The 19,632-nt window shown below is 60.6% G+C and carries 18 protein-coding genes and 1 tRNA gene; 6 read left to right on the plus strand and 13 right to left on the minus strand.

All coding sequences use genetic code 11. The annotated features are described in order from the left end of the window. A partial coding sequence (locus QN397_RS16225) for an aldehyde dehydrogenase (protein WP_323501423.1) occupies nt 1-1,318 on the plus strand: 1,318 nt, incomplete at its 5' end. 677 nt (nt 1,319-1,995) lie between these two features. Here QN397_RS16225 and QN397_RS16230 read toward each other — a convergent pair. The 12 genes from QN397_RS16230 to QN397_RS16285 form a co-directional block, all read right to left on the minus strand. After that, entirely contained in the window at nt 1,996-3,240 is a 1,245-nt protein-coding gene (locus QN397_RS16230; RefSeq protein ID WP_323496350.1) for a hypothetical protein, read from the minus strand. A 127-nt stretch (nt 3,241-3,367) separates the two neighbouring features. After that, nucleotides 3,368-3,444, minus strand: a tRNA-Pro gene (locus QN397_RS16235). Between the two features lie 26 nt (nt 3,445-3,470). Then, nucleotides 3,471-3,932, minus strand: coding sequence for a MerR family transcriptional regulator (locus QN397_RS16240; RefSeq protein WP_187052548.1), 462 nt, complete (start codon nt 3,930-3,932; stop codon nt 3,471-3,473). A 64-nt stretch (nt 3,933-3,996) separates the two neighbouring features. Continuing rightward, complete coding sequence (locus tag QN397_RS16245; protein ID WP_187052549.1) at nt 3,997-4,374, minus strand: integration host factor subunit alpha; 378 nt, start codon at nt 4,372-4,374, stop codon at nt 3,997-3,999. Between the two features lie 8 nt (nt 4,375-4,382). After that, the gene (gene pheT, locus QN397_RS16250) at nt 4,383-6,821 is read right to left on the minus strand and encodes a phenylalanine--tRNA ligase subunit beta (protein ID WP_323496349.1); all 2,439 of its coding nucleotides are present in this window, start codon (nt 6,819-6,821) and stop codon (nt 4,383-4,385) included. Nucleotides 6,822-6,841: 20 nt separating this feature from the next. Next, nucleotides 6,842-7,918, minus strand: a complete 1,077-nt coding sequence (gene pheS, locus QN397_RS16255; protein ID WP_323496348.1) for a phenylalanine--tRNA ligase subunit alpha — start codon at nt 7,916-7,918, stop codon at nt 6,842-6,844. A 120-nt stretch (nt 7,919-8,038) separates the two neighbouring features. Next, a complete protein-coding gene (rplT, locus tag QN397_RS16260) occupies nt 8,039-8,398 on the minus strand; it encodes a 50S ribosomal protein L20 (RefSeq protein ID WP_007832499.1) in 360 nt (119 codons plus the stop codon). 24 nt (nt 8,399-8,422) lie between these two features. Then, nucleotides 8,423-8,626 carry a 50S ribosomal protein L35 gene (gene rpmI / locus QN397_RS16265; RefSeq protein ID WP_007832497.1) on the minus strand — a complete coding sequence of 68 codons (204 nt, stop codon included), beginning with the start codon at nt 8,624-8,626 and terminating at the stop codon, nt 8,423-8,425. 153 nt (nt 8,627-8,779) lie between these two features. Next, nucleotides 8,780-9,388, minus strand: a complete 609-nt coding sequence (gene infC, locus QN397_RS16270; protein WP_323496502.1) for a translation initiation factor IF-3 — start codon at nt 9,386-9,388, stop codon at nt 8,780-8,782. Nucleotides 9,389-9,487: 99 nt separating this feature from the next. After that, the gene (gene thrS, locus QN397_RS16275) at nt 9,488-11,395 is read right to left on the minus strand and encodes a threonine--tRNA ligase (protein ID WP_323496345.1); all 1,908 of its coding nucleotides are present in this window, start codon (nt 11,393-11,395) and stop codon (nt 9,488-9,490) included. 279 nt (nt 11,396-11,674) lie between these two features. Beyond that, a complete protein-coding gene (gene aceA / locus QN397_RS16280) occupies nt 11,675-12,994 on the minus strand; it encodes an isocitrate lyase (protein ID WP_187052553.1) in 1,320 nt (439 codons plus the stop codon). 256 nt (nt 12,995-13,250) lie between these two features. Continuing rightward, nucleotides 13,251-13,760: a gamma-glutamylcyclotransferase family protein gene (locus tag QN397_RS16285; protein ID WP_323496344.1), complete on the minus strand. Its 510-nt coding sequence runs from the start codon at nt 13,758-13,760 to the stop codon at nt 13,251-13,253. A gap of 119 nt (nt 13,761-13,879) precedes the next feature. Between QN397_RS16285 and QN397_RS16290 the strand changes: the two genes are divergently transcribed. Continuing rightward, a complete protein-coding gene (locus tag QN397_RS16290; protein WP_416352163.1) occupies nt 13,880-14,767 on the plus strand; it encodes a DMT family transporter in 888 nt (295 codons plus the stop codon). Nucleotides 14,768-14,949: 182 nt separating this feature from the next. Then, nucleotides 14,950-15,372 carry an SWIB/MDM2 domain-containing protein gene (locus QN397_RS16295; protein ID WP_323496342.1) on the plus strand — a complete coding sequence of 141 codons (423 nt, stop codon included), beginning with the start codon at nt 14,950-14,952 and terminating at the stop codon, nt 15,370-15,372. Nucleotides 15,373-15,431: 59 nt separating this feature from the next. Here the strand turns inward: QN397_RS16295 and QN397_RS16300 are convergent, their stop codons facing one another. After that, nucleotides 15,432-17,156: a thiamine pyrophosphate-binding protein gene (locus QN397_RS16300; RefSeq protein WP_323496341.1), complete on the minus strand. Its 1,725-nt coding sequence runs from the start codon at nt 17,154-17,156 to the stop codon at nt 15,432-15,434. Nucleotides 17,157-17,249: 93 nt separating this feature from the next. Here QN397_RS16300 and QN397_RS16305 point away from each other — a divergent pair, with 93 nt between their 5' ends. The 3 genes from QN397_RS16305 to QN397_RS16315 all read left to right on the plus strand — a co-directional run bounded on the left by QN397_RS16305 (nt 17,250) and on the right by QN397_RS16315 (nt 19,604). Further along, complete coding sequence (locus QN397_RS16305) at nt 17,250-17,900, plus strand: TetR/AcrR family transcriptional regulator (RefSeq protein ID WP_323496340.1); 651 nt, start codon at nt 17,250-17,252, stop codon at nt 17,898-17,900. 84 nt (nt 17,901-17,984) lie between these two features. Next, nucleotides 17,985-19,001, plus strand: a complete 1,017-nt coding sequence (locus QN397_RS16310; RefSeq protein WP_323496339.1) for a tripartite tricarboxylate transporter substrate binding protein — start codon at nt 17,985-17,987, stop codon at nt 18,999-19,001. 9 nt (nt 19,002-19,010) lie between these two features. Continuing rightward, nucleotides 19,011-19,604, plus strand: a complete 594-nt coding sequence (locus QN397_RS16315) for a tripartite tricarboxylate transporter TctB family protein (protein ID WP_323496338.1) — start codon at nt 19,011-19,013, stop codon at nt 19,602-19,604. The last annotated feature ends 28 nt before the right edge of the window (nt 19,605-19,632 follow it).

A 19,632-nucleotide genomic window follows, 5' to 3' on the forward strand; every position in this document is an offset into this window, starting at 1 on the left:
CATCCACGATGCCGGCTTCCATCCCCGGGTCAAAGTTCAACCGGCAGGGTGGGTCAAAGTTCAACCGGCGCCGACAGCGGCCGATGCGCTCGAGGGCAAAACTCCAGAGTTCATTGAAACCATGGCTGCAGAAATCGGCGCCTCGGCGCTCTGGGCAGGCTTCAATGTGTTCCTTGCCGCAACCGCGTTTCGCGAAGCCGCATCGATGACAACGCAAATCCAGGGAGAGACCATCCCGACGGACAAACCCGGCGCTCTGTCGATGACTGTGCGTCAACCAGTCGGCGTGATCTTGAGCATCGTCCCCTGGAACGGGCCGGTCGTTTTGGCCGCACGCGCCATTGCCTACCCGCTGATGTGCGGCAACGCGGTCGTGTTTCGCGCATCGGAAGCAAGCCCGCGGACCCACATGCTCGTCGCGGAAGCGCTCGTCGAAGCCGGGCTTCCACCGGGCGTGTTGAACTTTCTGACAAACGCGCCGCAGGATGCGCCGGAAGTGATCGACGCGCTCATCGCCCACAAGGCGGTACGGCGCATCAACTTCACCGGGTCAACAAAAGTCGGACGCATCATTGCGCAGAAGGCTGCGGTTCATCTGAAGCGTTGCCTGTTGGAACTCGGTGGCAAGTCGCCGCTCGTAGTGCTCAAAGATGCCAACATCGACGACGCTGTCAAAGCCGCGGTCTTCGGCTCCTTCTTGTACCAAGGTCAGATCTGCATGTCGACCGAGCGGATCGTTGTCGATGAATCCATCGCCGATGAGTTCGTCGCGAAGTTCGCAGCCCAAACGCGAAACTTGCCCAGCGGTGATCCGATGACCAATCCGCAGTGCGTCATCGGACCGATGATGTCCAAGGACTCCGGCCCTCGACTGAACGCTCTCATCGACGACGCTCTGGCCAAGGGCGCCAAGTTAGCCTGCGGCGGCCGTGCCGATGGCGCCACGATGCCGGCGACCATCGTCGATCACGTGACACGTCAAATGAAAATCTTCGACGAAGAAACGTTTGGACCGGTGACGACGATCGTCCGAGTCAATGGTGACGCTGAAGCCATCGCCGCCGCGAACGACACGGCCTACGGCCTGTCGGCAGCCGTCTTCTGCAAAGACGTGATGCGCGCGTTGAACGTCGCGCTGCAGATCGACACCGGCGCGTGCCACGTGAATGGAGCGACGGTACAAAACGAGGCACAGGCACCCTACGGTGGCACCAAAGACAGTGGCTATGGCCGCTTCGACGGCCGTGCCGTGATTGACGAATTCACAGAGTTGAAGTGGATCACGATCGAACCGGCGGGTCAGCAATATCCTGTGTAGCGCACCAGCGGCCGGGTCCACGCGCAACGCGCTGGACCCGTTTTTCAAGATCAGGCGATCGACATTTCTGGGGTAGCAACGATGGCTGCTTCAGAGTCGGCTATTCGCAGAATCTATGTTCTGTATTTCGCACATCCTATTGGATTATGTCGACGTTGACGCAATGATTGTCTGCCCCTTAAACAGAGATTAGGCGCCTTCCAGGTAGCCTTCGAAGGAGACAGACATGAACCGTTTCTTGCCTTTCCGGCAGCCTCCAGTTTCGTGTTCAACCTTGCTTGCACTCCCATTGATCTGAGTGCCGTCATAAGGTTAGGCGACGACATCGGCCGTTCATGAGCCGGTCTGGCTGACAGGCGAGCAATTCGGCAAATTTGCCAAGTTACCGGCCGATCGATGCGCCCACAGGTTCGCCAGCTTCGATGCGTGCACTCTGCGACTCGCTCAGGGCAGCGATAGGCCGATCGAAACGACCATACTTTCGCTGGTTCAGTAATTCATCAAATATGAGGAATTGGCCAAATTTCGATGCCTGCTGCTGTGTCGACCACTGCGGCCTCGACCAGCGCGACGGGGACCAGCGATCGCCAAACGACTCCGCATGTTGAGACGGCTGGCGCTGAAAAGGTGAACCGACGAATGCGCCTGCGCGAAGCGGATTGTCGTAAGGCGCTCGGTTACTTCCAGTCGGCCCAGCGAAGAAAAAATAAAAGGTAGGGATCTCGGATATCGAGCACATCGTTTGCCGCGTCCCATTCGATGACCTGCCGGTTCTCTGCATCGTTGGCGATGTCTGAGATGTGAACGCAGGCTCCTGTGACGCTTGATCCGCTGGGCGGGTCGCCTTCGCAGACGCTTACGATGCGAACTTGAAGATTTTGATACCGGATTGTGAGTTCGGGCGGGTTGGCGGCAATCGCGCCAAGGATGATGGGGTACACGTCTTTCACAGTGCCATCGAGCATGCGATGCGAGTTGCGGATCGTGCCGCGCGTCTTCGGCCCCTCTTTCAATTTTTCGACCGTCGACGAGTAGTCGGTGGTCATCATCGTGCGGCGACAGCTTCGCGAAATCAGGTCGAGGTCCGCCTGAATGGTGATGGGCTCGGTCGACCGATCTTCCAAGCCCAGTTCGAAGCACGCACTGAGGCACAGCGATTGCATCAATTGCGGCGATCCTGCTGCCTCCCGCGCGAAGGCTTCACTGAGTGCATCCGATGCCGTCGCATTCAGCGCTTCGAAGCCCAACGCGGCGATCTTCTTTAGGTTGGGCACCGACCAGTAATCGAAATCGAGCTTGAATATCCGTCCGCGCAAATCGGAGTTCGCGCGCAACACGTCATCAGAGTGATACGGCACCGCCGCACAAATGAACCGGACGCCGCCACGAATCGCCTCCTTGATCTCGTTCGCGACCTGCTGCTGCACGGCGGTGGGGATGTAATGGAAGTCGTCGATGAACACAACGAAGTCCGTGCCGCCAAGCTCCTTGATCAGCAATTGAAGGTAGTCCGGCGCATAGTCGGTCGAGGTCGCCTCGGTCTTGGCCCACGCGCCAGATGCCGACGCCTCCCCGGACACCACAAGCGGCACACCGGTCGCCGCCTTAGCCCCAATCGTCCCGGTGAACCCACTCCCGCCCGTGGTCGAGCCCCTTGTGGGCGTCCCAATGATTCCGAACACCCGATCCCATAGCTTGGCCGGACTGTCGGCGCCGGCGCCCGTCACCTGAATCAGATTCTCCTTGCCGAGCGTCTTCTCAATGAAGACGGTCTTGCCCGATTTCGAAGGCCCGGATAGTGAGACCACGGCAGCGCCCGTTTCCAGCGCCTGTCTTAGTGTCTTGGTGGCCTCCTTCAGGTGATCGTCGATGAACGTCACGTCTGGCAACTTGTTTGGCGTGAAAACTTCGCTGGCGCGCATAACGTCTCCGGTTGTTCGAGGCGTTGAAGTGCCGTCGAGACTCAGCGGTTTAGGACAAATCAAGGACAAGGCAAGCCAAAATGACAAAGGGGTTAGCAACCACTAAGCTGCTAACCCCCGTCAATACTGGTCGGTGTGAAAGGATTCGAACCTTCGACCCCTTGCACCCCATGCAAGTGCGCTACCAGGCTGCGCCACACACCGAAGTCTCAAATTATAGCGGGGCCGTTTTAACGTCCGACGGAGAGAAGCTCGCGAATTTCGAATAGCTCACGGCGCAGCAAGATGAGCTGCGCGCGGTCGACCTGTCGGGGCGGGTTGGTATCGAGTGCCTGTTGCAGCACGACAGCAGCATCGAACTCTTCCTGATCGATTTCGACTGCCTCCATGCCCTCCAGCGGCACCTCGCCGGCTTTGCGCTTGTCGCGCTCGTTTTGCACCAGTTCCTGCAGCTTGTTGCGGGCGCCGCTGATGGTGAAACCCTGGTCGTACAGGAGGTCGCGGATGCGGCGAATCATGAGCACCTCGTGGTGCTGGTAATAGCGTCGGTTACCGCGACGCTTCATCGGCCGAAGTTGCGTGAATTCCTGTTCCCAGTAGCGCAACACGTGCGGTTTGACGCCACAGAGTTCGCCGACTTCACCAATGGTGAAGTAGCGTTTGACAGGAATAGGCGGGAGCGTTTTCTCCATTGAAATCAAGACGGTGCCGGGGGAAGCTCAGAGGTTACCCCACGTGCACGCAGAGCCACAAGAACTATTCGGCGCCAACGCTCCACTCAACCTCTTTTGCGCCACTGCTTTCGTCTTCGGCAGGGACGATGCTGCCGTGAATCTGCTCTTTGAGCTTGGCGCTCGCATGAAAGGTGGCGACCCGGCGCGCGCCGATCGGAATCGCTTCGCCGGTGCGCGGGTTGCGGCCGGGCCGTGGCGCCTTCACCCGGATCTGGAAGTTGCCGAAGCCCGAGATCTTGACGTCTGTGCCTTCGATCAGACTGCCGGCGACCAGATCGAAAAACGCTTCGACCATGTCTTTGGATTCGCGCTTGTTGAGGCCGATCTGCTCGAACAACAGGTCCGCCAGATGCGCCTTGGTCAGGGCCGGTGTTTCGAGCGCTTCAAACGTAAATTCCATGGCGTCGATCATCCACGCAAACGTGCGCCGAGCTTGGCAGAAAGTTGATCGACGATGGCGCGTACCGCCGGGTCGACCTGCTCGTCGGTGAGTGTCGCGCTGTCGTCATGAAAAGTCAGGCGAACCGCCATGCTCTTCTCGCCCGATGCGAGCCCTGGAGACGCCGGCACCGTGCCGTCGCGTCCGGCTTGCGGCCGATAGATGTCGAACAATGCGGCGTCGCGCAGCAGGCCACCGGTCGATGCCGAATCGATCGCAGCGGACAACGCTGCGAAGCTGACGGCCTCGGCCACCACGACTGCGATATCGCGCTCCACAGACTGATGCCTAGGCACGGGTTGGGCGAGCGGAACGGGGCGCGCGGTCACCGCGTCGAGATCGAGTTCGAACAGCACTGGCGCTTGCGCGAATTCCCATTGCTGACGCCATCGCGGATGCAACTCGCCGACCACACCGATCGCTTTTCCATCGACGAGCACGCGTGCGGCGCGGCCCGGATGCAGCGCCGGATGTTCAGTGCGTTCGAATGTCGGCGCCAAGGGTGCCAGCAACGCTTCGACATCGCCCTTGACGTCGAAGAAGTCGGCGCGCGCCGGCTTGGCATCCCAACGCGCCGCCTGCGCATCGCCCCAGGCGAGACCCGCGACGCGCATGGGCTGATGGATGCCTTTGACGGTGGTGTCGGTCGTGGCAACAGACGCATCACGCATGAAAACGCGGCCAATTTCGAAGACGCGTGCGGCCGGCGCCTTGCGGTCGAGGTTGAACTTGAGCACTTGCAACAGCGAGCCGAGCAACGACGAACGCATCACGCTCATCTGGCTGGCAATCGGATTCAACAGCTTCACCGGGTTCGCATTCCCGGCCAGGTCACGCTCCCAATCGGCTTCGACAAAGCTGAAGTTGATGGTCTCCTGGTAGCCCAACGAAGCGAGCCGATGCCGCACCGCGAAGCGGCTGCGCTGCGCCTCGGTCTGCACGCGCGCGGTGATTGGCGCGAGCGGCGGAGTCGTAGGCAGGTTGTTGTAGCCGATGAGGCGCGCGACCTCTTCGATCAGGTCTTCCTCGATGACAAGATCGAACCGATGCGGCGGCGGCGTGACGATCAATGTGCCGTCGCCTTCGATCAAGGCAAAGCCGAGTCGGCTCAACGCATCGACGCATTGCGCCTGGGTCAACGGCATGCCGATGACGCGCGCCGCGCGTGCAACGCGCAAGGTAACAGGCTTCAAGTCTGGAAGGTGCAGGGTCTGGTCGTCGGTCGGCCCTGGCTGGCCGCCACAGATATCAACGATCAACTGCGTGATGCGTTCGATGATCTGCACGGTGCGGCTCGGGTCGACGCCACGCTCGAACCGATGACCGGCATCGGTCGAAAAGTTGAAGCGGCGCGAGCGCCCCTGGATCGCATCAGGCCACCAGAACGCGGCCTCGACATAGATGTTGCGCGTGCCGTCGGACACGGCGGTGGCGTCGCCGCCCATGATGCCGGCAAGCGATTCGACTTCGCGCTCATCGGCAATCACGCCGACCTTGTCGTCGACGGTCACGGTGTTGCCATTGAGCAGCTTGAGCTGCTCGCCGGGTTGACCCCAACGCACGGTAAGGCCGCCATGAATCTTGTCGAGGTCGAAGATGTGCGTGGGTTGCCCGTACTCGAACATCACGTAGTTCGAGATGTCGACCAGCGCCGTGACGCTGCGTTGACCGCAACGCGCCAGCCGGTCGATCATCCACGCAGGAGTCTTGGCTTCAGGGTCGACGCCCTTCAGCACGCGGCCCGAAAAGCGGCCGCAGAGTTCAGGCGCATCGACCTTCACTGCGAGCTTGCTGTGGTGCGTCGGCATGACGGCGGGTGTCGCCGGCGTCTTGAGGGGCACGCCAGTCAATGCAGACAGTTCGCGCGCCACCCCGTAGACACTGAGGCCATGTGCCAGGTTCGGTGTGAGCTTGAGGGTGAGCAGCACATCGTCGAGCTTCAACACGTCGCGCACGTCGACGCCAATTGGCGCGTCTGCAGAGAGTTCGAGAAGACCGCCGTGGTCTTCGCTGAGCTGAAGCTCGCGCGCTGAGCACAGCATGCCTTGGCTCTCCACGCCACGCAGCTTGCCGAGCTTGATCAAGAAGGGTTTGCCATCTTCACCAAGCGGCAGTTCTGCACCGACGAGCGCACACGGCACCTTGATGCCGACGCGCGCATTGGGTGCGCCACAGACGATGTTGAGCAAGGTTCCCTGCCCGACATCGACCTGGCAAACCTTCAAGCGATCGGCGTTCGGGTGCTGCGTCGCTTCCTTGATTTCGCCGACCACGATTTTCGTGAAGGCAGGTGCGGCGGACCGACGCTCTTCGACTTCGAAACCGCCCATCGTGAGCGTGTCAGCCAGCTCAACGCTGCTGAGCGGCGGGTTGCAGAACTCGCGCAACCAGGACTCGGGGAATTGCATCTCGTCGTACTCGTTTCTGTTTATTGGAACTGCGACAAGAAGCGCAGGTCGCCGTCGAAGAAGTGGCGCAAGTCGTTCACGCCGTAGCGAAGCATCGCGAGCCGGTCAGGCCCCATGCCGAACGCAAAGCCGATGTAGCGCTCCGGGTCCAGTCCCATATTGCGCACGACGTTCGGATGAACCTGACCCGCTCCGGACACTTCCAGCCAGCGGCCGGCCAACGGGCCGGTTTGAAACTGAATATCGATCTCAGCACTCGGTTCGGTAAACGGGAAGAAGCTCGGTCTGAAGCGCAACACCAGATCGTCGGTTTCGAAAAAAGTACGGCAGAAGTCGGTGAACACGACCTTCAAATCCTTGAAGCTCACATTGGCGCCGAGCCACAGCCCTTCGCACTGGTGGAACATCGGCGAATGCGTGGCATCGCTGTCGACGCGGTAGGTACGGCCCGGCGCGATGACGCGGATCTCGGGTGCGTGCACGGTGCCGGTGGTGTCCTTGGCCGCCGCCTCGAACAGTGCAGCGTGCTTCTTGATGTGCTGGTGCGCGTAACGCACCTGCATCGGGCTGGTGTGCGGCCGCAGGTTGTACGGCACACCGTCTTCACCGTCGATGTCTACATAGAAGGTGTCTTGCATCGACCGCGCCGGATGGTTCGGCGGGTTGTTCAGCGAGGTGAAGCTGTGCCAGTCGCTTTCGATCTCGGGGCCGTCGGCCACGTCGAAGCCCATGCTGGAAAAGATCGCTTCGATGCGCTCAAGCGTGCGGGTCACCGGATGCAAACCACCACCGGTGCGACGTCGGCCCGGCAGGCTGATATCGAGCGCTTCGGCCTTCAGTTGCAGGTCGAGCTCGGCATCGGCAAGTTGCTGCCGACGTTCGGTCAGTGCAGCCTCAATGGCCTGCTTGGCAATGTTGATCGCTGCGCCACGCGACTTCTTCTCGTCGACGGCGAGCTGGGCCATGCCCTTCATCAGTTCGGTGATGCGCCCAGATTTACCAAGAAACAGTGCCTTGGCGTTCTCGAGATCCGCGGGGGCCTTGGCATCCGCAAATGCAGTGCGGGCGTTGTCGACCAGGGTGTCCAGCTCGTTCATGGAATTCTTGAATTACTTGGCGCGGGGAAATAAAAAAGGGCTGGAGCTTTTTCAAGCGCCAGCCCTTGTACCGTGGGTGCGGACCACCGTCCCGGGGGACGGCTGGTTCGCTGTGCAGGATCAAGCGGCCAGCTTGGCCTTGACCTGCTCCACGATGCCGGCAAAAGCGGCCTTGTCGTGCACTGCGATGTCCGCAAGCATCTTGCGGTCGATCTCGATGCCGGCCTTGCGGATGCCGTTGGCGAACTGGCTGTAGGTCAGGCCCAATTCACGCGAGGCGGCGTTGATACGCGCAATCCACAACTGACGGAAAACACGCTTCTTGGTACGGCGATCACGGTAGGCGTATTGGCCTGCCTTCATCACCGCCTGTTTGGCGACGCGGAAGACATTGCCGCGACGACCGCGGAAACCCTTGGCGAGTGCGAGAACTTTTTTGTGGCGGGCGCGAGCCGTTACACCACGTTTGACGCGAGGCATGTGTGTACTCCTTGTTCGTCTGGGTTAAATGCCACGACCGGGCAGCATTGCGGCGACAGAAACCATGTTGGTTTCATGCACTGCGACTGCACCACGAAGGTGACGCTTGTTCTTGGTGGTCTTCTTGGTCAGGATGTGACGTTTGAAGGCTTGACCGCGCTTGACGGTGCCACCTGGACGAACGCGGAAACGTTTTTTCGCGCTGCTCTTGGTCTTCATTTTGGGCATGTAATGCTCCTTTAATTGTGCTCGTGAGGCGCCGCGGATATTCCACGAACTTGTTGGCCCCGAGACACTTCTTTATCTCGCTGCTGCCTGCGCCTTTCAGCGCCGGCATTCACGAAATTCCTGCAACTAGCTAAAACTTCAAATCGGTCGGACCTAGGCCGTTGCGGGTGCCACGGATTCCGCCGCCGGCTTCACCGGTGCTCCCGCCTTCTTGCGGCCGGGTGCGATCATCATGATCATCTGGCGGCCTTCAAGCTTCGGAAACTGCTCGACCATGATCAGGTCAGCCAGTTCATCGCGAATACGCTGCAAAAGAGCCAGACCGAGTTCCTGGTGCGTGATCTCGCGGCCGCGAAAGCGCAGCGTGATCTTGCATTTGTCGCCCTCTTCAAGAAAGCGCTTGATATTGCGCATCTTGATGTTGTAGTCACCATCGTCGGTACCGGGCCGGAACTTGATTTCCTTGACCTCGATGACCTTCTGCTTGGACTTCGCCTCGGCAGCCTTCTTCTGTTCGTGGTACTTGAATTTTCCGTACTCGATCAGTCGACAGACCGGCGGGTTGGCCGCAGCCACGACCTCTACCAAATCCACGTCTTGTTCACCGGCCAGGCGCAAGGCCTCGACAAGACTCACAACTCCCAATGGCTCGTTTTCCGGGCCGATCAGGCGGACTTCCGGGGCCATGATTTCCCGGTTAAGGCGGTGTTGGCGTTCCTCGCGGTGGCGGCGGTCGCGAAATGCAGTAGCGATGGTCAGAATCCTTCAAAATTTGCTACAGAATCTGTAGCGAACACCGTTCAGCCCTCGCGGACAAGCGGTACGTTTGACCAGAAGCAGATGGGGTGCTTCAGGGACAAATCAACGCTTGTCGGCAATGTCCTGAAAGAGCCGTTGTTTAAACGATTCGAGGGACATTGCACCGAGGTCTTGATTGCCTCGGGCGCGCACTGCGACGGCACCGGCTTCCTTTTCCTTGTCGCCTACGACCAGGATGTAAGGGAGCTTTTGCAACGAATGCTTGCGTATTTTATACGTGATCTTCTCGTTGTGCAGGTCGAGCTGGACCCTAACCCCTTGATCCTGCAGCGTTTTAGCCACTTCCGCAGCGTAATCCGCCTGCCCTTCGCTGATATTGAGCACCACGACCTGCACCGGCGCAATCCAGGCGGGCATCGCGCCGGCATGGTGTTCGATCAGCATGCCGATAAAGCGCTCGAGGCTACCGACGATGGCGCGGTGCAGCATGACCGGGCTGGCGCGGCCGCTGGTTTCGGTCACGTATTCGGCGCCAAGGCGCTCTGCCGTGTTGAAGTCGACCTGCATCGTGCCGCACTGCCACTGCCGGCCCAGCGCGTCTTTGAGCGTGTACTCGATCTTCGGGCCGTAAAAGGCGCCGTCGCCGGGCGAGATGATGAAGTCCACGCCCGACCTGCGGAGTGCCTCCATGCAGGCGTGCTCTGCCTTGTCCCACAACTCCTCGGCGCCCACACGGTTCTCGGGGCGCGTCGCCACCTTGTACAAAATCTCGCCAAAACCGAAGTCGGCATAAACCTTTTGCAACTTGGCCGTGTAAGCCACGCATTCGTCGAGGATCTGGTCTTCGGTGCAAAAGACGTGGCCGTCGTCCTGCGTAAAGCCACGAACACGCATGATCCCGTGCAGCGCGCCCGAGGGCTCGTTGCGATGGCATTGGCCGAACTCGCCATAACGGATCGGCAGGTCGCGGTAGCTACGCAAGTCGCTCTTGAAAATCAGCACATGGCCCGGGCAGTTCATCGGCTTGAGTGCGTATTCGCGCTTTTCCGACTCGGTCGTGAACATGCTTTCGCGGTAGTTCTGCCAATGGCCCGTTTTCTCCCACAGACTCTTGTCGAGGATCTGCGGGCCTTTTACTTCCTGATAGCCCGTCTCGCGGTAGACGCGACGCATGTATTGCTCGACCTCTTGCCACATCGCCCAACCCTTCGGGTGCCAGAACACGACGCCCGGCGCCACCTCGTCGATGTGGAACAGGTCGAGTTCCTTGCCGAGTTTTCGGTGGTCGCGCTTCTCCGCTTCTTCGATGCGCTGGATGTACTGATCCAGCTGCTTTTTGTCGGCCCACGCCGTGCCGTAGATGCGCTGCAGTTGCTCGTTCTTCGCATCACCGCGCCAATACGCGCCCGCCAGCTTCGTCAGCTTGAAAACCTTCAGGAAGCGCGTGTTCGGCACGTGCGGGCCACGGCACATGTCGACGTATTCCTGGTGGTAGTAGAGACCCATCGACTGCTCGTCGGGCATGTCGTCGACAAGGCGAAGCTTGTAGTCTTCGCCGCGCGCCTTGAAGACGTCGATGACCTCCGCACGCGGTGTCATTTTCTTGACGACGTCGTAGTCCTGCGCGATCAGCTCGCGCATCCGCGCTTCAATGGCCGCCACGTCGTCGGGCGTGAACGGCCGCTCGTACGAGATGTCGTAATAAAAGCCTTCGTCGATGACCGGGCCGATCACCATCATCGCCGTCGGATACAGCTGCTTCACCGCATGGCCCAGCAGGTGCGCCGTCGAGTGACGAATGATCGCCAGCCCTTCTTCATCGCGCGGCGTGATGATCTGCAGCTTGGCGTCGCGATCGATGATGTCGCTGGCATCGACCAGCAGCCCGTCGACCTTGCCGGCCACGGTCATTTTCGCCAGGCCGGGGCCGATGGATTGAGCGACTTCGGCGACCGAAACGGGGCCTGGATACTCGCGGCGCGAGTTGTCGGGAAGCGTGATCTGGATCATGTGAAAACCTCGGGGCAGAAAACAAAAAAGCGCGGTGATCGACCGCGCTTTGCATTGGCTTGATTGCCGGAGAAATCCAGCGTGCGCGGGCTACCGGTCTCGTCCTTTCAGGAAAAGACCGCTGATGGCTTGCGGCGTAGTTCGCGGTGTCATAACCAAAATGCCTTTCTCGCCCTGGTTGCGGATCGGACCGGAGATTCTATCCGCGCGCACAAAAAAGCCCGGCCAAGGCCGGGCTTTGGGGTCACGTTCACGTTCGCATTTGTCGTGAACGCAGGTTCAGTGGAACTGCTCTTCTTCAGTCGAACCGGTCAACGCCGTCACGCTCGACTTGCCGCCTTGAATCACGGTCGTCACTTCGTCGAAGTAGCCGGTGCCGACTTCTTGCTGGTGCGACACGAAGGTGTAGCCACGCTCACGCGCCGCGAACTCGGGCTCTTGCACCTTCTCGACATAGGCCGACATGCCACGTGCGACGTAGTCTTGCGCCAGATCGAACATGTTGAACCACATCGAGTGGATGCCCGCCAGCGTGATGAACTGGTACTTGTAGCCCATGGCGCCCAGCTCTTTCTGGAACTTGGCGATGGTCGCGTCGTCGAGGTTCTTCTTCCAGTTGAACGAAGGAGAGCAGTTGTACGCCAGCATCTTGCCGGGGTGAACCTTGTGCACGGCGTCGGCGAACTTCTTGGCAAAGGCCAGATCCGGCGTACCGGTTTCACACCACACCAGATCGGCGTAGTGGGCATAGGCGACGGCGCGGCTGATGGCCTGGTCCATGCCCTTGCGAGTCCGGTAGAAGCCTTCGGCCGTACGTTCGCCGGTGATGAACGGCTTGTCGTTTTCGTCGTAATCGCTGGTGATGAGATCGGCCGCTTCAGCGTCGGTCCGTGCGATCACCAAAGTCGGCGTGCCGCAGACGTCGGCCGCCATGCGTGCGGCGATCAGCTTCTGTACCGCCTCGATCGTCGGCACCAGCACTTTGCCGCCCATGTGCCCGCACTTCTTGACCGATGCGAGTTGGTCTTCAAAGTGAACGCCACCGGCGCCGGCCTTGATCATGGCCTTCATCAATTCGAAGGCGTTCAGCACACCGCCGAAGCCGGCTTCGGCGTCGGCCACGATAGGAGCGAAGTAGTCGATGTAGCCTTTGTCGCCAGGATTCGTACCCTTCGACCACTGGATTTCATCGGCGCGCTGGAACGTGTTGTTGATGCGTTCGACCACTGTCGGCACCGAGTCGACCGGGTACAGCGACTGGTCCGGGTACATCGATGCGTAGCTGTTGTTGTCTGCGGCCACTTGCCAGCCCGACAAGTAGATTGCCTTCACGCCGGCCTTGACTTGCTGCATGGCCTGGCCGCCAGTGAGTGCGCCGAGGCAGTTGACGTAAGGCTCGCTGTTGACGAGATCCCACAACTTTTCTGCACCACGATGGGCCAGCGTGTGCTCGATCCGTACCGAGCCGCGCAACCGCACGACGTCGGCGGCGCTGTAGCCGCGCTTGATGCCCTTCCAGCGCGGGTTCGTCGCCCAGTCTTTTTCGAGTGCGGCGATCTGTTGTTCTCGGCTCAGTTGTTCTGTCAGGGTCTGGGGCATGTGCACTCCGTGAGGTTGATTGGTTGACTTGGATCGGTTGGGCGCTTCCGCCATGGGGCAAACTTTAACGCGAAGCCGGAGTCTTATGTCTTATAGAAGACATATTAATACTGAAGCAAAATCAACCACTTACAGAGACTTTTCTCAATGCGGAATAGTTTTTCTTATATTGAGAAAAATTATTGCGTTGCACCAAAGCCGAATTTTGCGATGTGCAATCAAGTATTCGCTAGTGAAACTGTGACAGCAGCCTTCATCAACTTCGAAACCAGTCGCCACTTTCGATGACGGCGCGCCCGGTAACACGCGACGGATGGATCTCGTAGACAAGACAACGTAACGTCATCGCGCCTGCTTCGGTTCGCGGGCCTGATCCGGACAGCACCAACTCGATCTCTCGCTTAACGTACTCGCCGCCGCCGTCGTCGCGCACTTCTTCGAGCAAGTCGAGCTCTGCTTCCACAGCTTTTGTGATGCAATAGATCTCGCCGTGAACCAGCCCGCCATGATCGGCGCGCTGTTTGCCACCGCATGACGCATCGCCCAGTACACCCAGTACAGCACCTGGATATGCGCCGAGGTCGTAGAGCGTGCCCGCGATGTGCGCATGACCGACGAACTGCGGCAACGGCCGGCAACGCGTGATGTCGTTGCTGCCGCCGCGGCGCAACGTGCCGTAAACGAAGACGTGACGAACAAAGCCATTGGCTTCGGCGTCAGGGGACGCGGCGCCCGTCTTGCCAGGCACGACAACTTCATCGGGCATCATCGATCCATCGATTCAATCGTGCCAGTCTAGTGAACCCACCTGCATCAGCGGCATCCACGGTGTCCGCCGCGCCAGCATCTAGCCGTCTCGTTGCCTATGCCTGCCTTGCCTTGAGCATGACGCTCGTCGGCAGCTATGTCGCTCTTTCCAAGCCACTCGTCGCCGCACTGCCGGTGTTGCTACTCGCATGGATGCGCTTCGGCATCGCCGCATTGGCCATGCCGCACTGGCTGAAGCGCCCGGCCGACGAACCGCCAATGACACGACGCACGCGCGGCCTCGTCTTTCTCGAATCGTTCCTCGGCAACTTCATGTTCTCGATCTGCATGCTCTTTGGCGTGAGCATGACGAGCGCGGTGTCGGCCGGCGTGATCATGGCGTCGATCCCGGCGGTGGTCGCGTTGACCAGCTGGATCTTCCTGCGCGAGCGCATCACGCTGCGCGTAGCCGGCGCCATCGGCTGTGCCGCCGGAGGCATCGCACTGCTGGCGTTCGCGCCCGTGCATGTGACATCGACTGCAGCGACAGCGCCGACATCAGGCGCAGTGCAAAGCGGTATGCCTTGGCTCGGGAACCTGCTTGTGTTCTGCGCGGTACTGTGCGAGTCGGCGTATGCGGTCATCGGCAAGTCGCTTACCGGACGTCTCGGACCCAAGCGCATCTCGTCGCTCATCAACCTCTGGGGCTTCGCGCTCTCGACGCCGTTCGGCCTCTGGTTCGCATGGCGGTTCGACTTCGCCTCAGTGCATGTCGGCACCTGGCTTTTGCTCGTGGTCTATGCGATGGCCGCGAGCATCTGGACGGTGTGGTTGTGGATGACGGGCCTGCGCAATGTGCCCGCATCGCAGGCTGGCGTTTTCACCGTGATGCTGCCTGTGAGCGCGGCGTTGGTGGGCGTGCTGGTGCTCGGCGAAAGCCTCTCGATGCTGCAGCTTGTGGCGTTCGCCGCGGCACTCATGGGCGTGATGCTCGCGACCTGGCCTGCCCGCTTGGCGAAACCGTAGGGCGCCCTCTCTCGGCTCTCCCCCGCATTCCCCTCTGTTTCTCCTCTGAAAAAACAACAGCCCCCAATGAAAAAGTCTCTTTTCCACTTGGAAACGCGTTTTTTCTCCTTTAGCATCCGCAGTGCCAGTGGAGACGCTGTTTTTCATTGGTGAATGTCCAACCAAAAAAAGGAAATCAAACCATGGCAACTGCAAAAAAGGCTCCGGCCAAAAAGGCTCCCGCAAAGAAGGCTGTTCCAGCGAAGAAAGTAGCTGCTCCGGCAAAGAAGGCTGCTCCTGCGAAAAAGGCTGCGCCCGCAAAGACGGCTGCTCCTGCGAAGAAGGTTGCTGCAAAGAAGGCTGCTCCCGCCAAGAAGCGCACGCCCAACGCTGCCTTCATGAAGGCCCTGACCCCCAGCCCGGCACTCGCTGCTGTCGTCGGCTCCACGCCGCTGCCGCGTACCGCAGTCGTCAGCAAGCTGTGGGACTACATCAAGAAGAACAATCTTCAAGACAAGGCCAACAAGCGCAACATCAACGCCGACGCCAAGCTGAAGGAAATCTTCGGCAAGCCGCAAGTGTCGATGTTCGAACTGGCTGCGCTGATCGGCAAGCACGTCAAGTAAGCCTCGGGTGCTTCGTGCACCTGAAACTGGAAAGCCGGCTCATGCCGGCTTTTTTTCGTTCAAGGTGAAGGCCGCGCTTGCGCTGCTTTGGTGATCGACGACAACGTGCCGCGCGTCGAGATGATCTCCGCGTCGAGTGGTATCTCGATCAGCGTGCCAATGTCGGCTTCCAGCGCCCGCAGCAACGCGCCTTCGAACTGCGACGTGGCAGTCACTTTCTCAGCCGCATAGCCGTATGCCCTGGCAAGCGCGCAGAAGTCTGGGTTGCGCAGCGCGGTGCCGCTGACCTTGTTGGGGTACTCGCGCTCCTGATGCATGCGGATGGTCCCGAACATGCCGTTGTTCAGCAGCACGATGATGCTTTTGCCACCGTGCTGCGACGCCGTCGCCAGCTCCTGTCCGTTCATCAAAAAGTCACCGTCGCCAGCAATCGTGAAGGCGATGCGGCCGGTCGTCAGATTGGCCGCGATGCCAGCCGGCACGCCGTAGCCCATTGCGCCGCTGGTGGGCGCCAGCTGCGTCTTATGGCCCTTGGCAAGACCGTGGTAGCGAAAGAAGCGATGCACCCAACTCGCGAAGTTGCCGGCACCGTTGGTGATGGCGGCATCGTGCGGCAGATGCTTTTGCAACAACGCCACTACCTCGGCTAGGTCGACTGCGCCACGAGGCATGTCGGCGGGCAAGCCGGGCAAGGGTTGCGGCACGAGGTTCGCGAGATAGTCGGCATGGGCAGCAAACGTCCACTCTTCCCATGGCACTTCAGGCGGGGCACTGAGCACCTCCAGGCTGCGCGCCGCGGCGCTCATGCCTGCATTGATGGCCAGGTCGGCCTGGTACACGCGATTGAGCTCTTCGGCGCTGGCATGGATGTGCACCAGCGTCTGCTTCGCCTTCGGGGCTTCGAGCAGCGTGTATCCACCGGTGGTCATCTCGCCCAAGCGTGGCCCGATCGCGATGACGAGGTCGCTGTCTTTGATTCGCGCGGCGAGCTTGGGATTGATGGCGATGCCGACGTCCCCCGCATACAGCGGATGGTGGTTGTCGAACGTATCCTGAAAGCGAAACGCATTGCCGACCGGTAGCTTCCAGTTCTCTGCAAAGCGCTGCAGCGCCTGCGCGGATTGCGTCGTCCAGCCACTGCCGCCAGCGATCACGAACGGGCGCTGCGCCTTCATCAGCAGTTCGCGCAAGGTACGCAGCGATCCCGGATCGCTCCACGGTTGCACGGCCTCGACGCGGCCGAGTGGGCGTGCCGCCGTGGTCGACCTCAGCATGTCTTCCGGAAGCACAAGCACGACCGGGCCGGGGCGGCCGTTCATCGCGGTCGAGAACGCGCGGGCGATGTATTCGGGAATGCGACTCGCATCGTCGATGCGCTCGACGCGCTTGGCAAACCCTTTGGTGCTTGGCCCGAAGAAGCTGCCGTAGTCGACCTCCTGAAAGGCTTCACGATCGCGAAAATCGCTGCCGACGTCGCCGACGAAAAGCACGAGCGGCGTCGAATCCTGAAACGCGTTGTGCACGCCGATCGATGCGTTGGTGGCTCCCGGGCCGCGCGTCACGAAGCAGATGCCAGGCCGCCCGGTGAGCCGCCCATGCGCATCCGCCATGAAGGCCGCGCCACCCTCCTGCCGGTTCACGATGAAGCGAATGCGGTCGTCGTACGCATGAAAGCCGTCGAGCACCGCGAGAAAACTTTCTCCCGGCACGCCGAATGCAATTTCGACGCCCTGTTCGATAAGGCATTCGACGATCAAGTGCCCCGCTGTCTGCTGCTTTTGCATGCCACGCCCGATTGAGTAGATGAAGAGATGCCGCCGATTATCGTCAGGGAAAAATCGGGTTGGCTTTAATTCACCAAACAGTTAAAAGAACGCATGAAATCCGTTGCAGCTATCGCACCCGAACCGCGCCTCAGAGACGCCGACAGATCGCAGCAAGCGATCCTCGACGCCGCGCGCGAAGAGTTCGCGCTGCTGGGACTGGCCGGTGCGCGCGTCGACAGCATCGCGGAACGTGCGGGCCTCAACAAGCGACTGATCTACTACTACTTCAGCAGCAAGGACGACCTGTTTCTGGCAGTGCTGGAGAGCGCCTACGCCAACATTCGCGAGGCTGAAAAAGAGTTGCATCTGCTTGACCTGCCGCCGGCCGAAGCCGTGCGCCGACTCATGGAATTCACCTGGAACTATTACCTCGAACATCCCGAGTTCATCACCCTTCTCAACAGCGCCAACCTGCACCAAGCGCGCCATCTGGAGAAGTCGAAGCGCGTGCGGGAAATGAACTCGCCGGTGATCCAGACGCTTGGCGACATTCTCGAACGTGGCCGGAAGGAAGGCGTGTTTCGCGGCGGTGTCGATCCGGTGCACCTCTACATCTCGATCGCCGGCATCGCGTACTTCTATCTTTCCAACAACTACACGCTGTCAGCCATCTTCGGGCGCGACCTCATGACGCGCAAAGCGCGCAGCGAACGCCTCTCTCACATGTGCGATGTGATCCTAGGGTATGTCCTGAGGGACTGACTGGCGTGGTCCGTTGACGCTCTGGTTCGCGCTAGTCAGAATTCACCCGCTGGTGAATTAAAACCATAACTGGAGACCTTCGTGATGCATGCCGATTCCGTTCGCAACCTGGCTCGCCGGGTGTTTGTCGTCGCCGTTTTGTCTGCCGCTGCGTCCGGCGCGCTGGCCCAGTGGAAGCCGTCTCGCCCCATCAACTTGATCGTGCCGTGGGCGGCAGGCGGGTCGACCGATCAGGTCACGCGCGTCACTGCAGGCGAGATCGAAAAAGCACTCGGCCAAACCGTCGTCATCATCAATCAGCCGGGTGCATCAGGCGCGATCGGCACCAAGAGCGCACTCGATGCTGCAAAGGATGGCTACACGTGGACGGCCGGTGCCGCACAAGACCTGGGCACCTACGAAACGCTCGGCTCGCTGCAAACGAAGATGAGCGACTGGAACATCTTCCTGACGGTCGCCAACATCCAGGTGATCGGCGTGAATCCGGCGACGCCGTACAAGACAGCCAAGGACCTGATCGACGCCATGAAGGCTCAGCCCGGCAAGATCACGGTGGCGACGGCAGGCGTCACCTCCGCAGGCCACAACGCGATGGACTTCATCGCCGCGGCTACCGGCGTCAAGTACCGCGAAGTGCCGTACGACGGCGGCAATCCTGCGGTGGTGGCCACCGTGTCGGGCGAGGCCGAAGTCACCACGCAACTGGCCGTCGAACAGGCGGACATGATCCGTGGCAAGCGCCTGCGTCCGCTCGCCACGGTCAGCGACAAGCCGCTCGACCTCGAAGGCTTCGGCGTCATTCCGCCGCTCTCCCAAACCATTCCCGGCTTTACCGCGCCGGCCAACTACTTCGGCATCTTCATCCCCAAGGGCGTGCCTGACGAGGTCGTGAAAACGGTGCAGAAGATCTGGGAAGAAAACATCCCGAAGAGCGAAGCGCTGAAGAAGTATGCGAGCAGCCGCGGCGCCCTGTTTTTGCCGACCTCCGGCGAGGCTGCGCAGAAGGCGGTGATGCCGGCTGTGCAGGCGAATGCGTGGATGCTGTTCGGGGCAGGCAAGGCCAAGGTGTCGCCCGACACCGTTGGCATTCCGAAGCCTTGATTCGTTTCCATGACGCCTCCCGCTACCTCGACCTCTGCACAGCCAAAGCAGTCGTCCGAACTCCCGACGACGCCGGTTGAAGAAGCCCGAACCGTCAGCCCGCGCTCCGACCTGATCGCCGCCTTCGCGTGGATGATCTTCGGCGCGGCGGTGCTCATCGGCTCGCTTCGCATGGACCGGCTCGAGAAGCAGGACATCAATCCGTATACCGCGCCCGGACTTTTGCCAGGCTTGCTCGGCATCGTGACGGTGTTGTTGGGGTTTCTGCTGGCGCTGCGCAGTTGGCGTCGACTCTCTGCGCATTCCGGCGAAGCCGCAGTGGCGACGCCTGCGACCAGCAGCGTCGAGAAGAAACGCATCGTGCTGGTGGTGGGCTTGTGCGTCGTCTTCGCGGTCGGGCTCGTGGGGCACGGACTGCCCTTCTGGGCGGCGGCCGCGCTGTTCGTGACCATCGCGATCCTGAGCCTGCAGCACGTGCAACGCAAGGCAGCAGGCGAGTCGCTCACGCTGCCGATCTTCTGCAAGACGCTGGCCATCGGCCTCGGTGCCGGCATCGTCATCACGCTCGTGTTCCAGGAACTGTTCCTGGTTCATCTGCCTTAAGCAACTCTCTGAGCTCAGCAAGACCACC

The sequence above is a fragment of the Variovorax sp. RTB1 genome, from assembly GCF_035018765.1.
GTDB lineage: Bacteria > Pseudomonadota > Gammaproteobacteria > Burkholderiales > Burkholderiaceae_C > Variovorax.